The 13,724-nt window shown below is 67.1% G+C and carries 15 protein-coding genes and 2 tRNA genes; 10 read left to right on the forward strand and 7 right to left on the reverse strand.

All coding sequences use genetic code 11. The annotated features are described in order from the left end of the window. The first annotated feature begins 1 nt into the window (after position 1). A complete protein-coding gene (locus tag GGQ89_RS05470) occupies positions 2-727 on the forward strand; it encodes an NAD-dependent deacylase (protein ID WP_184104762.1) in 726 nt (241 codons plus the stop codon). Here the strand turns inward: GGQ89_RS05470 and GGQ89_RS05475 are convergent. Both GGQ89_RS05475 and GGQ89_RS05480 read right to left on the reverse strand, forming a co-directional pair. Then, positions 717-1,508, reverse strand: coding sequence for a 3'(2'),5'-bisphosphate nucleotidase CysQ (locus tag GGQ89_RS05475; protein WP_184104764.1), 792 nt, complete (start codon positions 1,506-1,508; stop codon positions 717-719). The genes GGQ89_RS05470 and GGQ89_RS05475 overlap by 11 nt on opposite strands. Then, a complete protein-coding gene (locus GGQ89_RS05480; protein WP_184104766.1) occupies positions 1,495-2,841 on the reverse strand; it encodes a TldD/PmbA family protein in 1,347 nt (448 codons plus the stop codon). The genes GGQ89_RS05475 and GGQ89_RS05480 overlap by 14 nt, the downstream gene beginning before the upstream one ends. A gap of 203 nt (positions 2,842-3,044) precedes the next feature. On the opposite strand from GGQ89_RS05480, the gene GGQ89_RS05485 reads away from it, so the two are divergent. Continuing rightward, positions 3,045-3,185: a hypothetical protein gene (locus GGQ89_RS05485; protein ID WP_221238867.1), complete on the forward strand. Its 141-nt coding sequence runs from the start codon at positions 3,045-3,047 to the stop codon at positions 3,183-3,185. 16 nt (positions 3,186-3,201) lie between these two features. Here the strand turns inward: GGQ89_RS05485 and GGQ89_RS05490 are convergent, their stop codons facing one another. From GGQ89_RS05490 to GGQ89_RS05500, 3 genes are all read right to left on the reverse strand, one after another. Continuing rightward, the gene (locus tag GGQ89_RS05490; RefSeq protein WP_042484120.1) at positions 3,202-3,510 is read right to left on the reverse strand and encodes a polyhydroxyalkanoic acid system family protein; all 309 of its coding nucleotides are present in this window, start codon (positions 3,508-3,510) and stop codon (positions 3,202-3,204) included. A gap of 117 nt (positions 3,511-3,627) precedes the next feature. Beyond that, positions 3,628-3,701, reverse strand: a tRNA-Gly gene (locus GGQ89_RS05495). Between the two features lie 43 nt (positions 3,702-3,744). Further along, a tRNA-Tyr gene (locus GGQ89_RS05500) sits at positions 3,745-3,830 on the reverse strand. 168 nt (positions 3,831-3,998) lie between these two features. Here GGQ89_RS05500 and GGQ89_RS05505 point away from each other — a divergent pair. After that, positions 3,999-5,609, forward strand: a complete 1,611-nt coding sequence (locus tag GGQ89_RS05505) for a M20/M25/M40 family metallo-hydrolase (RefSeq protein WP_184105088.1) — start codon at positions 3,999-4,001, stop codon at positions 5,607-5,609. Then, positions 5,609-6,352: a 23S rRNA (guanosine(2251)-2'-O)-methyltransferase RlmB gene (gene rlmB / locus GGQ89_RS05510; RefSeq protein ID WP_056437068.1), complete on the forward strand. Its 744-nt coding sequence runs from the start codon at positions 5,609-5,611 to the stop codon at positions 6,350-6,352. The genes GGQ89_RS05505 and rlmB overlap by 1 nt, the downstream gene beginning before the upstream one ends. A gap of 434 nt (positions 6,353-6,786) precedes the next feature. Here rlmB and GGQ89_RS05515 read toward each other — a convergent pair whose 3' ends face one another. Beyond that, positions 6,787-7,104: a 2Fe-2S iron-sulfur cluster-binding protein gene (locus tag GGQ89_RS05515; protein WP_184104770.1), complete on the reverse strand. Its 318-nt coding sequence runs from the start codon at positions 7,102-7,104 to the stop codon at positions 6,787-6,789. Between the two features lie 69 nt (positions 7,105-7,173). Between GGQ89_RS05515 and GGQ89_RS05520 the strand changes: the two genes are divergently transcribed. The 5 genes from GGQ89_RS05520 (at position 7,174) to uvrB (ending at position 12,430) form a co-directional block, all read left to right on the forward strand. Continuing rightward, a complete protein-coding gene (locus tag GGQ89_RS05520) occupies positions 7,174-7,803 on the forward strand; it encodes a DNA-3-methyladenine glycosylase family protein (RefSeq protein ID WP_056437065.1) in 630 nt (209 codons plus the stop codon). A 207-nt stretch (positions 7,804-8,010) separates the two neighbouring features. Beyond that, positions 8,011-8,463, forward strand: a complete 453-nt coding sequence (locus GGQ89_RS05525; protein WP_056437063.1) for a DUF2721 domain-containing protein — start codon at positions 8,011-8,013, stop codon at positions 8,461-8,463. Beyond that, positions 8,460-8,858, forward strand: coding sequence for a DUF4345 domain-containing protein (locus tag GGQ89_RS05530; RefSeq protein ID WP_240456539.1), 399 nt, complete (start codon positions 8,460-8,462; stop codon positions 8,856-8,858). The genes GGQ89_RS05525 and GGQ89_RS05530 overlap by 4 nt, the downstream gene beginning before the upstream one ends. Positions 8,859-8,901: 43 nt before the next feature. Next, a complete protein-coding gene (locus tag GGQ89_RS05535; RefSeq protein ID WP_184104774.1) occupies positions 8,902-10,068 on the forward strand; it encodes an MBL fold metallo-hydrolase in 1,167 nt (388 codons plus the stop codon). Between the two features lie 169 nt (positions 10,069-10,237). Then, entirely contained in the window at positions 10,238-12,430 is a 2,193-nt protein-coding gene (gene uvrB / locus GGQ89_RS05540) for an excinuclease ABC subunit UvrB (protein WP_184104776.1), read from the forward strand. Positions 12,431-12,612: 182 nt separating this feature from the next. Here the strand turns inward: uvrB and GGQ89_RS05545 are convergent, their stop codons facing one another. Then, on the reverse strand, positions 12,613-12,984 hold the full coding sequence (locus tag GGQ89_RS05545) for a PRC-barrel domain-containing protein (RefSeq protein ID WP_056437049.1): 372 nt from the start codon (positions 12,982-12,984) through the stop codon (positions 12,613-12,615). Between the two features lie 137 nt (positions 12,985-13,121). Here GGQ89_RS05545 and GGQ89_RS05550 point away from each other — a divergent pair, with 137 nt between their 5' ends. Then, the gene (locus GGQ89_RS05550; RefSeq protein ID WP_184104778.1) at positions 13,122-13,649 is read left to right on the forward strand and encodes a hypothetical protein; all 528 of its coding nucleotides are present in this window, start codon (positions 13,122-13,124) and stop codon (positions 13,647-13,649) included. Positions 13,650-13,724: the final 75 nt, after the last annotated feature.

Raw genomic sequence — 13,724 nt, forward strand, 5'->3', positions numbered from 1 at the left:
GATGCATAACATCGTCATCCTTACCGGTGCTGGCATCTCGGCCGAGTCTGGCGTGCCGACCTTTCGCACCAAAAGCGGCACAACCTATTGGGAAACTTACGAAGACGACCTCGTTCCAAAATACCACCGGGTGGAGGATGTCTGCACGCCCGAGGCGCTTGCCGCCGATCCCGAGCTTGTCCACCGCTTCTACGACCTGCGGCGGGCGGGGTTGGCCAGCGTCGAGCCCAATGCAGCACATGCGGCGCTGGCCCGGCTGGATCGGGAGTGGTCGGGCGCGTTGCTGATCGTCACGCAGAATGTCGACGATCTGCACGAGCGGGCGGGGGCGAAGCGGATGCTGCATATGCATGGTGCGCTGAAGCAGTCCCTCTGTGCGGCGTGCGGCGTGCGGTTCGACTGGGCGGACGATCTGCCGCCCTGCACATCCTGTCCCGCCTGTGCCGCGCCGCGTTTGCGCCCCGACATCGTGTTCTTCGGCGAGATACCCTACCATATGGACCGGATCGAGGCGGCTTTGGCGCAGGCCGATCTGTTCGTGTCGATCGGCACCTCGGGCGCGGTCTATCCGGCCGCCGGGTTCGTTCGGCTGGCGAGCGCCTATGGCGCGGCGACGCTGGAGCTCAATCTCGAACGGTCGGAGGGCAGCGGCTGGTTCGAGGAAAGTCGCCTGGGGCCCGCCAGTCAGCTGGTACCCGAATGGGTGGAGCAGATGCTCAGCCGGTGACCGGCACGATAACCTCGCGGGCGCGCGGAGCCAGCCGCTCGACCGCCGGGTCCAGAAGACCACGCGCCGTCACCAGCACGCCGAAGGCCCGCGGATCGGGCTTGTTGAAGAGCAGGGGCTGACCCAGCGCATCCGCCACCCCTGCCCCCGCCTCGGAGGCGATCAGCGCGGCGGCGGCGATGTCCCACTCATTGCCCCAGCGCAGCGTTGCGACCAGATCGGCTTCGTCGGCGGCGACCATCGCAATGCGCAGCGCGATCGAGTTGGGCTTGAACACCGCGACCAGATCGCGGTCGGCCTTGGGCAGCGCATCGACGGGCACGCGCGCGCCGGGCATCTGGTGGCAATAGCCCGCGCTCAGCGCGCTGCCGTTGCGGGTCGCGCCGTGCCCCGCCTGGGCCAGCCACAACTCGCCGCGCGCGGGCGCGGCCAGCACGCCGATCACCGGCACGCCGTCCTCGACCAGCGCGACCGAGACCGCCCAGCCCTCGCGCCCCCGGATATAGTCGCGCGTGCCGTCGATCGGGTCGACCACCCAGACCCGCCGCGCCGCCAGCCGGTCGGGCTTGTCCGCCGTCTCCTCCGACAGCCAGCCCGCATCGGGGATCAGCGCGTGGAGCCGGGCATAGAGCATCCGGTCGACGTCCAGATCGACCTCGCACACCGGGCTGCCCGGCGTCTTTTCCCATTGGCGGAAATCGGTACGCCAGCGGGCGAGCGCCATCGCCGCCGCCTCGCGCGCCGCCGCCACGACAGCGGGGACCAGCTCAGCTGCTGGCAACCGTCATTCCATCGATGCGCAGGGTGGGCACGTTGACGCCGTAGCGGAACTCCAGATCATGGGCCGGGGTCATGCCGAGGAACATATCCTTCAGATTGCCTGCCACCGTGAACTCCGCAACCGGCTCGGCGATCCGCCCGTTCACGATGCGAAAGCCCGCCGCGCCCCGGCTATAGTCGCCGGTAACGGGATTCACGCCGCTGCCGATCAGTTCGGTGACATAGACGCCGTCGGCGATGTCGGCGATCAGCGTGTCCACCGGCACGCGGCCCGGCGCCATGAACAGGTTGCTGGTCGACACGCCCGGCCCGCCACCGGTGCCGCGCGCGGCATGGCCGGTCGGCTCCAGCCCCAGCTGCCGGGCCGAGGCGGAATCGAGCAGCCAGGTTTCCAGAACCCCGTCCTCGACGATGGCGGTCGGCGACACCGCCAGCCCTTCGCCGTCAAAGGGGCGCGAGCGCAGGCCGTGCGGGCGGTGGGGATCGTCCTCGATCCGGATACCCGCCGCCATCACCCGCTCGCCCAGACCATCGAGCAGGAAGCTGGTCCGCCGCGTGATCGCCGCCCCCGCGATCGCGGATACGAGATGGCCGACCAATGACGATCCGACACGCGGGTCATAGACGACCGGCATCGCGCCGCTGGCCAGCTTGCCGGGATTGAGCCGAGCCACGGTCCGCTCGCCCGCGCGGATGCCGATCGCCTCGGGGCCTTCGAGCAGGCGGCGCAGGCGCGCGCCATGATGGGCATAGTCGCGCTGCATGTTCGCGCCCTCGCCCGCCACCACGCTGACCGACAGACCGTAACCGGTGGCGGCATAGCCCGCCGCGAAGCCGTGGCTGGTCGCCAGCGCCGAGACGACCCGCGAGGCCGACGCCCCCGCCCCTTCCGAATTGGTCACGCCCGCCACCGCGCGCGCGGCCTCCTCGGCCTCCAGGGCGGCGGCGCGCAGGTCCTCGGGCGCGACCTCGCCGCCATCGTCCAGGTCGAGCATCGGCGGCGCGCCGTGCAACAGCCGCTCTTCGGGCGCGAGCCCGGCCCAGCGATCCTCGGGCGCCTCGCGCGCCATGGCGACGGCGCGCTCGACCGCGAGCGTCATCGCATCGCCCGACAGGTCCGAGGTCGAGACGCTGGCCGAGCGCCGCCCGACGAACACGCGCAGGCCCAGTTCCTCGCTCTCCGACCGACCGACATCCTCCAGCGCGCCGAGGCGCACCGAGACTTCCAGCGCGGCATCGGCGGCAAAGACCGCGTCGGCGGCGTCGGCTCCGGCGGCGCGGGCACGGGCAACGATATCGGCGGCCCGGTCGCGGGCCTGTTCGGGGGTCAGCATGGGTCAGGACTTAAGGACGCTTGGTCGGGGATGCCAGTGTTTGTCGCATCGCCGTGGCGAGTTCCGCGTCCCTGCCTTCGCTTCGGCCCGCCGCAGACCTTCGCTGAACCGTCCGGCGATCGGGACGTTGATACGCCATGTCCCCGCCGCCCCATCGACGCCCCGTTTACCAGAAAGCAACGCTGCGCCTGTCCGCCGGACGCGTGGTCGACCTGCGGCTGAAGCTGAACCTCACCAGCGGCGGACTGCTGGCCATCGGCGGGCTCGTCTCGTCGATCCTGCTGTCGACGGCCGTGCTTGTCGGGGTCGCGACACGGCATCTGCCCCGCCGCGACCGCCCATAGGCGCAATCGAGCGGGCTTACGCCTTGCTGAGCATCTTTTCGGCGCTGGTCTTCACGAACTCGCCGATCGGCCCGGCCATCATCGACAGCATCATCGGGATCGCCACCGTGCCGCGAAGCGCGGTGTCGGCGATTTCCATATCGGCCTTCACCGTCTGACCCATGGCGATGATGGTCAGGATCAGGCGATCCTCGGCCGGCCATTCCGACGACACTTGGCCGCCACCGGGAATTTTTGCTTCCAGCTTGGGGAGCCCCTGCTCGATCCGGCGCCTTGCTTCGGCATGACCCAGAGAATGGGGGATGTCGAAATTGACCGATGCCATCGAGCAAAACTCTCTTTCATTCGTGAAATGACAATCGAGTGGCGTGGTTTGCCATGGCGGTCAAGCACTATGCGGTGAAATAATATATCACGCGCACTTGCTGAATATGTCGGGGAGTGGAGCGGGTAACGGGAATCGAACCCGTGTATTCAGCTTGGAAGGCTGCTGCACTACCATTGTGCTATACCCGCTCAAGTCCAGCGCCGCTGATCGACCCTAGCCGATTGGCGGGGATGGTGGAAGGGACTGGATTCGAACCAGTGTACGCTCACGCGGGCAGATTTACAGTCTGCTGCCTTTAACCACTCGGCCACCCTTCCGGGGTGTCACTCCATCGGAGCGAGGCGCGCCCAATGCCGAAGCTCAGCCGACCTGTCAACGCCGATTTGTACGATTTTCGTCAGCCATGCCTGATCGGGTTGCTTGCATGTCGCGCAATCGGGACATAGCCTTTGACCCATTCGAGAGACACCGGGGAAAATATCATGATGCGCCCATCCTTGCTCGCCGCCGTCGCGGCGGCCGCGCTGTTGCCCGCCGCCATGGCGGGGGCGCAGGATCGTAATGCCGCCAACCGGCTGATCGACGAGGGCATGAACCACAGCCAGGTCATGCAGACCGCGCAGCATCTGACCGACGTGATCGGCCCGCGCATGACCAACAGCCCGGCGATGCGCATCGCCGAGGGCTGGACCGCCGACCAGTTCGCCAAATGGGGATTGAAGAACGTTCATAAGGAGGGCTTCGCCTTCGGGCGCGGCTGGTCGATCGAGCGGGCCAGCGTACGCATGGTGTCGCCCCGCCCGCTGCAGCTGACCGCGATCCCCATTGCCTGGACGCCCGGCACCAACGGCGCGGTGACCGCCCCCGTCATCGTCGCGCCGATGAAGCGCGAGCGCGATTTCGACAAGTGGCGCGGCCAGCTGCGCGGCAAGATCGTCATGGTGACGATGCCCGGCACCGGCGACGAGCAGACAAGCGCCCCCTTCCGCCGCCTGACCGGCGAGGACATCGCCAAGCTCGACGTCTACGTCCAGCCCGAGCACGACCCCGAAACCGCCGACCGCCGGTTGAAGCGGCTCGACTTCGCGCAGAAGCTCGATGCGTTCCTGAAGGCCGAGGGCGCGGTCGCCTATGTCACGCAAAGCTACCGGGACGGCAAGCTGGTGCATGGCGAAGGCTATCTGTTCGGGCGCGGCGAGACGCCCGCCGTTCCCGGCATCGAACTGGCCGCCGAGGATTATCGCCGTCTCGCGCGCCTGACCAAATCCGGCCCCGCCCCGACGATCGAGGTGCTGAGCGACGTCCGCTACGACGACAGCGACGTGAACGCCTACAACATCATCGCCGAAATCCCCGGCACCGACCCCAAGGCGGGCTATGTGATGGCGGGCGCGCATCTCGACAGCTGGGTCGCTGGCGACGGCGCTTCCGACAATGCGGCGGGCAGCGCGATGATCATGGAGGCCGCGCGCATCCTGGCCGCCACCGGCCAGCGCCCGAAGCGCACCATCCGCTTCGCGCTATGGTCGGGCGAGGAGCAGGGCATCCTCGGCTCCATGGCCTATGTCGAACAGCATCTGGCGTCGCGCGGCCGACCCGACGATGCGCCGCAATCGGGCCTGAAGCGCTATTATGGCTGGACCAATCGCTGGCCGATCACGCCCAAGCCGGGTTACGGCGACCTGGCGGCCTATTTCAACATCGACAATGGCTCGGGCAAGCTGCGCGGCCTTTATGCCGAGAACAACCCGGCGGCGGTGCCGCTGCTTAAGGAATGGCTGTCGCCCTATGCGTCGCTGGGGGCGGGCAATGTCGTGCAGCGGACGACCGGCGGCACCGACCATGTCTTCATGCAGGCGGTCGGGGTGCAGGGCTTCCAGTTCATCCAGGACCCGCTGGATTATGGCAGCCGCACGCATCACAGCTCGGCCGATACCTTCGACCATCTGAAGGCCGACGACATGCGCCAGGCCTCGGTCGTACTCGCGGGGGTCTTGCTCGCGGCGGCGAATGCGGACAAGGCGTTGCCGCGCCCGCCGGTGCCGACGCAACCGGCGACGACCAGACCCTTTGACTTTACGGACAACGACGACTGATGGCACGCCGAGGACATCGCCCCAGCCAGGCTTCATCCAACCGCCCCCGCTTCTGGGGACGGCATGCGGTGACGGCGGCGCTCGCCAACCCCAACCGGACGGTGCGCAAGATCTGGGGCACGCGCGAGGCGCTGGCCGCGCTCGACTTGCCGCCGGTCCTGCCGGTCACCTTTGCCGACGTCGCCGATCTGGGCCGCCTGGTCCCCGCCGACGCGCCGCATCAGGGCCTGGTGGCCGAGGTCGATCCGCTGGAGGATATCTGGCTGGGCGACCTGCTGCACGAGGCGCAGGACAATCAACGGCCGCTCGTCGTGCTGGACCAGGTGACCGACCCGCACAATGTCGGCGCGATCCTGCGCTCGGCGGCCGCTTTCGACGCGGTGGGCATCGTGACCCAGGACCGGCATGCGCCACCCGAATCGGGCACGGTCGCCCGTTCGGCCAGCGGCGCGCTGGAGACGGTGCCGTGGGTGCGCGTGGTGAATTTGGCGCGCGCGCTGGAGGAAATCGCGGAAGCGGGCTTCTGGCGTATCGGCCTGACCGGCCATGCGAACCAGACGCTGGCGCAGGCGATGGGCACGCAGCGCATCTGCATCGTGCTGGGCGCCGAGGGCGAAGGCATGCGCCAGAATACCGAGGCGCATTGCGACGAACTCGCCAAGCTGCCGATCAGCCCGAAGGTGGAAAGCCTGAACGTATCCAACGCGGCGGCGATCGCGCTGTATGCGGTGGCGGCACGGTGACTTGCGGGGCGGCGGGGATGGACCCTGCCGCCTTTCTTTGCGCGCAGAGGCGCGGAGGACGCAGAGAGTGGAAGTGGCAAGCGCCAAGCGTACGCTTCGACTTCGCTCAGCATGAACGGCTTTCGGTTCGCGTGGCCACCATTCCCTTCCTCCGTTCAGCCTGAGCGAAGTCGAAGGCCACGGGATTAAGGTTCGCGCGGAGGCGCGGAGATGGTGTATCTGGCCGCAAGGCCCCTCCATCCTCGCCAGCCGCCGCAAAAGTCTGCCGGTCGTGATAGCGGGCTCCGCTTGCCCCGCGCAGGACATCTCCGCGTCTCCGCGCGAACACAATCTCTCGGATAAGCCGCGACCTCACCCAACAGACCGCCACCTCTGCGCGCAAAAAAAGAGGCGGGGCCGAAACCCCGCCTCCGACGTTCCGACGCGATGCGCCGTCAGTCTTCCGCCGCGATCCTAACCCGCATCCCGTCCTGCGCCGCGCCGAAGGGTAGCTGGCACGACAGGCGCGAGGTCGCGTTCCGGTCGCTGGTCGAATCGAGCAGATCATCTTCGTCCGGGCCGAGCGCGGGCAGCGTGTCGGCAAAGGCCGGGTCGACATGCACATGGCAGGTCGCGCAGCTGCAACAGCCGCCGCACAGCGCCAGCAATTCATCGACACCCGCATCGCGGATGACTTCCATCACCGACAGACCGGCCTCGCCGTCGATTTCGCGTTCTTCCCCGTCGCGGGTCACGACGATAAGCTTGGGCATGTCCATTCTCCTTGTCGGCCCTGATGTTGAAAGCGCCTCTGCCGGGCCTGAACGCACGGATCAAGCATCATGGGCCTGAGCGCCGAACAGATTCGCGAAAGCATGGATGCGCTCGCCGCCGCCGAGCCCGCCATTGCCGCCGCGCTGACCCGGATCGGCTACCCCGCGCCGCGCATCCGGGCGCGCGGTTACGCCACATTGGTCCGCACCATATTGGGGCAGCAGGTGTCGGTCGCCTCGGCGGATGCGCATTGGCGGCGACTGAACGAACTGCTCGGCGATGCGAGCGATCCGACGCGGCTTCACGGCGTCACTGACGAGGAACTGCGCGGCGCAGGCATCTCGCGGCAAAAGGCAGGCTATCTCCGCAGCCTGGCCGAGGAGGTGACGAGCGGTCGGCTGAACCTGTCCGCCCTGCCCGAGGATGACGAGGAAGCGATCGCCAAGCTGGTCGCGGTCAAGGGCATCGGTCGCTGGTCGGCGGAGGTCTATCTGCTATTCGCCGAAGGCCGCACCGATATCTGGCCCGCAGGCGACCTGGCCGTGCAGATCGAGATGGGCCGCATCCTGGGCCATGACGCACGGCCGTCGGAAAAGCTGGTCCGCGAATTGGCGGAGGCGTTCCGCCCGCACCGCAGCGCACTCGCGATCTTCACCTGGCACCATTACGGTGCCGGAGCCGACGCCGCGCCGGTGTGACGGCGACCCCATTCCTCCCCTGCAAGGGGAGGGGGACCATCCGCAGGATGGTGGAGGGGTGTAACCGGCTGCGAGGAACTTCTCCCTCTCAACCCGTGACACCCCTCCGTCAGGCCTTCGGCCTGCCACCTCCCCTTCCAGGGGAGGAATGTCTTGACCCCACTTCCCACTTGCCCCGCCCGGCCCGACACGCCACCATTTCCGGCGATGCCCACCCTGCCCGCCGTCGCCACCATCGCCCAGACCATCCAGCTCTCGCTGGCCCCCGTCTTCCTGCTCGCCGCGATCGGGCAGTTGCTGAACGTGCTCGCCGGAAGGCTGGCGCGGGTGATCGACCGGGCGCGCGGGCTGGAGATGATGATCCACAAGATCGACGACGGCCCCGAACTGGCGCGCCATAAATGGGAGCTGCGGCTGCTCGACCGGCGCATGTCGATCATCAACGCCGCCCTGTTCCTGTCGGTGTCGAGCGCGGTGATGGCCTGCATCGTCATTGCCGTGCTGTTCATCGCCAATATCGGCAAATTCCATATCGGCACCTGGATCGCGCTGGCCTTCATCCTGTCGGTCTGCCTGCTGACCGCATGCCTGATCGCCTTCATGGTCGAGGTCCGCATCTCGCTGCGCGCCATTCATGTCCGCAAGGAAATCCTGGATTGAGCGTCACCCCGACGGAGCGGCGCGCCCTGCAGGCCGTGGTCGCCATCGCCTGTCTGGTGCCGCTGACCATCGGCGGGATCAGCATCGTGCGCGGCCCCGGCTGGCTGGACCATGCGCCCGCGATCCCGACCGATCTGGACAGCCAGTTCCGCTATGTCTCGGGCATCTTCTTCGCCCTCGGGCTGGCCTTCACGACCTGCGTGCGGGGCATCGAGCGCAAGGGCGCGCGGTTTCGCCTGCTCGGCCTGTTGGTGGTGGCGGGCGGACTGGCGCGACTCCTATCCTGGGCGACGGTCGGTGCCCCCTCCCCCGGGCATCGGCTGGGGCTGGTGATGGAACTGGGAGTCGTGCCGCTTCTTATGCTCTGGCAGGCCCGCATCGCGCGCGGTCGCTGACCGTCGGGAGCTTTGCGTTGCACTTTTCGAACCAGGCTCCGTCATGACCATCGTCCGGCCGATCGCCAAGGGGCTGGCGCTGATCCTGATCCTCATCGACCTGGCCGCGACGATCGTGCCGCATTATCTCGACCGGCTCTATTATGAAGGGCCGGAGAGCGGCCATTATGACGGCGAACGCTTCTTCAATCCCGATGGCGATGCCGACACCATGCGGATGCCGACGCGCGGCGGACGTGGCGGTTTCCTGTGGCGTCAGCTGACGGGCGATGACGGCCGCCCCGCCTGGCCCGAGACGGTGGCGGTCCAGCCCTCCCGCCCCGAGGCGCGTGTCGCGGGGCAGCGCATGGTCGCGACCTGGATCGGCCATGCGACCGTACTGGTCCAGACCCAGGGGCTGAACATCCTGACCGACCCCGTCTATGCCGAGCGCGCAGGCCCCTTTGGTTTCGGCCCGAAGCGGGTGGCGCGGCCGGGCGTGGCGCTGGACGATTTGCCCCGGATCGACCTAATCCTGATCAGCCACAATCATTACGACCATCTGGATCAGACGACATTGCGCAAGCTCTGGCAGCGCGACCGGCCGCTGGTCGTCACCAGCCTGGGCAATGACAGCGTGATCGGCCAGGTCGGCGTGCCCGCCACCGCGCTCGACTGGGGCCGGGAAAGGATCATCCGACCGGGCGTCTCGGTCGCAGTGACCCGCAACCATCACTGGGGCAGCCGCTGGTTCGCCGACCGCAACCGGGCGCTATGGTCCAGCTTCGTGGTGAAGCTGCCCGGCGGCAACATCTTCTTCGCGGGGGACACCGGCATGGGCGACGGGCGCTGGCCCGAGGAGGCGGCGAAACTCGGCCCGGTGCGCCTCGCGCTGCTGCCGATCGGGGCGTTCCGCTTCGCGCCCGGGCAGATGGCGTCGGGCAGCCATGTCGGCCCACCGCAAGCGGTGCAGATCTTCGAGCGGCTGGGCGCGGCGACGGCGATCCCCATCCATTGGGGCACGTTCCGCCTGTCCTATGAAGGCTATGGCACGCCGCCCAAGCTGCTGGATGCCGCCATGCGGTGTTCGGGCGCGCGGGGCCGGTTTGCCCCGGTTCGACTGGGGCAGCCGGTGGAGGTCGGTCCGTTCCGGGATGGCGGTGTGACACGGACCAGCGATGCGATGATGCGGGCCTGTCTCGACACGCCAGAGGTTCGCGCTTTGCAATAAAGCGGGCCTCCTTGGCCTTCGACTGCGCTTAGGCTGAACGGAAGTCGGGAATGGGGCTGGATACGAAAACCCGTTCAGGCTGAGCGAAGTCGAAGCCCACGCCCCGCCCCCGCCGCCCAAACATCGCAACCACTGGAACAAAAGCGCAACTGGACCCATATTCCCTTTCATGGCGATCCAGATCCGCACCACCCTCGACGAGCCCGAAACCGGGGTCAGCTTCATCCCCCACCGCCCGTCGCGTCCCGAAAAGGCGGAAGGCGGCAAGCGCTTCAAACTCGTCACCGAATATACCGCCAGCGGTGATCAGCCCGCCGCGATCAAGGAACTGACGGCGGCGGCCCGCGCGGGCGACAAGGATCAGGTGCTGCTGGGCGTCACCGGATCGGGCAAGACCTTCACCATGGCCAAGGTGATCGAGGAGTTGCAACGCCCCGCGCTGATCCTCGCCCCCAACAAGATCCTGGCGGCGCAGTTATATGGGGAGTTCAAGAACTTCTTCCCCAACAATGCGGTCGAATATTTCGTCAGCTATTACGACTATTATCAGCCAGAGGCCTATGTGCCGCGGTCCGACACGTATATCGAGAAGGAAAGCTCAATCAACGAGTCGATCGACCGGATGCGCCACTCCGCGACGCGCGCTCTACTGGAGCGCGACGACGTCATCATCGTCGCCTCGGTGTCGTGCCTCTACGGTATCGGCTCGGTCGAAACCTATTCGGCGATGATCTTCGACCTGAAAAAGGGCCAGAGCGTCGACCAGCGCGAGATCATCCGCAAGCTCGTCGCGCTCCAGTACAAGCGCAACGACGCCGCCTTCATGCGCGGCAATTTCCGGGTACGCGGCGACAATCTGGAAATTTTCCCGTCGCACTATGAGGACTCCGCCTGGCGCGTGTCCTTCTTCGGCGACGAGATCGAGGAGATCGTCGAGTTCGATCCGCTGACCGGCAAGAAGGTCGCCAGCCTCAACTCGGTGCGCATCTACGCCAACAGCCACTATGTGACGCCGGGCCCGACGATGAAACAGGCGGTCGAGGCGATCAAGTTCGAGCTGACCGAGCGGCTGAAGGAATTGGAGATCGAGGGCAAGCTGCTCGAGCGGCAGCGGCTGGAGCAGCGCACCAATTTCGACCTGGAGATGATCGCGGCGACCGGCAGCTGCAACGGTATCGAGAATTACAGCCGCTTCCTGACCGGCCGTCTCCCCGGCGAGCCGCCACCCACTTTGTTCGAGTATCTGCCGGAAAACGCGGTGCTGTTCGTCGACGAGAGCCATGTCACCATCGGCCAGATCAACGGCATGTCGCGGGGTGACCATCGGCGTAAGATCACGCTGGCCGAGTACGGCTTTCGCCTGCCCTCGGCGATCGACAACCGTCCGCTGCGCTTCAACGAATGGGACGCGATGCGCCCGCAGACGGTCAGCGTCTCGGCCACCCCTGGCAACTGGGAGATGGAGCAGACCGGCGGCGTCTTCGTCGAGCAGGTCATCCGCCCCACAGGCCTGATCGACCCGCCGGTCGAAATCAAGCCGGTCGAGGAGCAGGTCCAAGACCTGATCATCGAGGCACGCAAGACGACCGAGCTTGGTTACCGCACCCTCGTCACCACGCTGACCAAGCGCATGGCGGAGGACCTGACCGAATATATGCATGAGGCGGGGATCAAGGTCCGCTACATGCACTCCGACGTCGAGACGCTGGAGCGTATCGAGCTGATCCGCGACCTGCGGCTGGGCGTGTATGACGTGCTGATCGGCATCAACCTGTTGCGCGAGGGATTGGACATTCCCGAATGCGGGCTGGTCGCGATCCTCGACGCCGACAAGGAAGGGTTTTTGCGGTCCGAAACCTCGCTGATCCAGACGATCGGGCGCGCGGCGCGCAATGTCGACGGCCGCGTGATCCTCTATGCCGACCGGATCACCGGATCGATGGAACGCGCCATGCTGGAAACCTCGCGGCGTCGCGAGAAGCAGATGGCGTACAACACCGAACACGGCATCACACCGCAGACGATCCGCCGCCAGATCGGCGACATCATCGCGCATGTGGCGTCGGGCGATCAGGTCACCGTGCCCATCGACGAAGACCGTCCGCACATGGTCGGCCACAATCTGCGTGCCTATATCGAGGAGCTCGAGAAGAAGATGCGCAAGGCCGCCGCCGACCTCGAATTCGAGGAAGCCGGCCGGTTGCGCGATGAGATTCGCCAGTTGGAGAATGAGGAACTGGGCCTGCCGGTGCACGAGCAGAAGGCGCCCATCATGGGGCGCTCCAACGAGGGCAAGCCGGGCACGCGCAAGACGCGGTTCGGGAAGAGTAAGAAGTTTGCCAGCGGGCGGAAGGCGAATTAATTATCGGGGGGTTCGGGCTGCTTGGCGGTGGCCCTCCCCCATCCCCTCCCGCCTGCGGGAGGGGTGCGTTACCGGAATATCTTCGGGTCGCTACGTCTGAGAGATTCCTGCCGCTGCACCGGGCACGCCCCTCCCGCAAGCGGGAGGGGATGGGGGAGGGCCCTCTCCGCTAAGGACTAATCTCAACCCAAATCCAAATTCTCCGTCCCCACCCCATAATAGCCCGCGACCCGATCGGCATAAGCCTGATCGAACACCGGCGCATTGTTGGACCAGCTCGGCCCACCCTCCAGCAGGCGGCGGTCAACGGTGATGACATACTGATCGCCCACCGGATCGAACTGGAGCAGGCTGAACGGCACGGGATAGAAGCTCTTGCCCATGCCCAGGAACCCGCCGAGTGCCAGCACGGCATGGGTCGCGCGACCCGAGCGCTTGTGGACCATGAAGGAGTAGACGCTGCCGATCGCATCGCCATCGCGGCTTTCGAGCTTCAGCGTGCCCGAGACGGTGGACTGAACCAGGATCAGGGTCGGCGTATCGTGTTCGGCCATATTAACCTCCGTTTAGCCGGATGAACCGCCGGAGCCGGACCCGGTTCCGATCTCGGTTCCGATGCCCGCCGCATCGGCACGTCCCGTCGCAGCACGGGGTTGAGCATCCGGGGCCCCTCCCGCATAGGCTGGATGCGATGCGTCGCCTGTCCCTTGCTTCCCTCGCCCCGATTGTCGGGGCCGCCGCCCTGTCGGGCTGTATCCCCGCCGCCCCGCGCCCCGAGGCCGCGCCGCCGGTGCGCCAGCCCCCCCGTCCCGCCCCGCCCGCGCCGCGCCCGGTGCTGGGGAGTGACTGGCGCGATTGGCCGCTGACGCCCGGCGACTGGCGGTATCAGCGCGCCGCGCAGGGATCGGTCGCGATATTCGGCACGGCCGGCGTCACGCGCCTGACCCTGGCCTGTGATCCGCGCACCCGCCAGATCCGCCTCGGCCGCCCCGCCTCGGTCGCGGGTGCGGTCACGATCCGCACCTCCAGCACGACGCGCAGCCTGACCGCCCATGCGGTCGCGGGCGGAGCGGAGCTGTCGCTGCCGGTCGCCGATCCGCTGCTGGATGCCATGGCGTTCAGCCGGGGCCGGTTCACCATCGAGCAGAGCGGCCAGGTGCCGCTGGTCATCCCCGCCTATGCGGAGATCGGACGCGTGATCGAGGATTGCCGGGGCTGAGTCCCGCAATTTGGCGGGCGCAGGATGCTCGGCCAAACATCATCGCATTACAAGTCTTGTTTATTGGCGTTCGCC

Source organism: Sphingomonas yabuuchiae, assembly GCF_014199595.1.
GTDB lineage: Bacteria > Pseudomonadota > Alphaproteobacteria > Sphingomonadales > Sphingomonadaceae > Sphingomonas > Sphingomonas yabuuchiae.

What these genes read in the sequence shown, in the direction of transcription:
- GGQ89_RS05535 (WP_184104774.1), top strand. Translation starts at nt 8,902, where the DNA reads ATGACCATCGTCCGGCCGATCGCCAAGGGGCTGGCGCTGATCCTGATC.
- GGQ89_RS05520 (WP_056437065.1), top strand. Translation starts at nt 7,174, where the DNA reads ATGGGCCTGAGCGCCGAACAGATTCGCGAAAGCATGGATGCGCTCGCC.
- GGQ89_RS05515 (WP_184104770.1), bottom strand. Translation starts at nt 7,104, where the DNA reads ATGCCCAAGCTTATCGTCGTGACCCGCGACGGGGAAGAACGCGAAATC.
- GGQ89_RS05550 (WP_184104778.1), top strand. Translation starts at nt 13,122, where the DNA reads ATGCGTCGCCTGTCCCTTGCTTCCCTCGCCCCGATTGTCGGGGCCGCC.
- GGQ89_RS05470 (WP_184104762.1), top strand. Translation starts at nt 2, where the DNA reads ATGCATAACATCGTCATCCTTACCGGTGCTGGCATCTCGGCCGAGTCT.
- GGQ89_RS05525 (WP_056437063.1), top strand. Translation starts at nt 8,011, where the DNA reads ATGCCCACCCTGCCCGCCGTCGCCACCATCGCCCAGACCATCCAGCTC.
- rlmB (WP_056437068.1), top strand. Translation starts at nt 5,609, where the DNA reads ATGGCACGCCGAGGACATCGCCCCAGCCAGGCTTCATCCAACCGCCCC.
- GGQ89_RS05505 (WP_184105088.1), top strand. Translation starts at nt 3,999, where the DNA reads ATGCGCCCATCCTTGCTCGCCGCCGTCGCGGCGGCCGCGCTGTTGCCC.
- GGQ89_RS05480 (WP_184104766.1), bottom strand. Translation starts at nt 2,841, where the DNA reads ATGCTGACCCCCGAACAGGCCCGCGACCGGGCCGCCGATATCGTTGCC.
- GGQ89_RS05490 (WP_042484120.1), bottom strand. Translation starts at nt 3,510, where the DNA reads ATGGCATCGGTCAATTTCGACATCCCCCATTCTCTGGGTCATGCCGAA.
- uvrB (WP_184104776.1), top strand. Translation starts at nt 10,238, where the DNA reads ATGGCGATCCAGATCCGCACCACCCTCGACGAGCCCGAAACCGGGGTC.
- GGQ89_RS05545 (WP_056437049.1), bottom strand. Translation starts at nt 12,984, where the DNA reads ATGGCCGAACACGATACGCCGACCCTGATCCTGGTTCAGTCCACCGTC.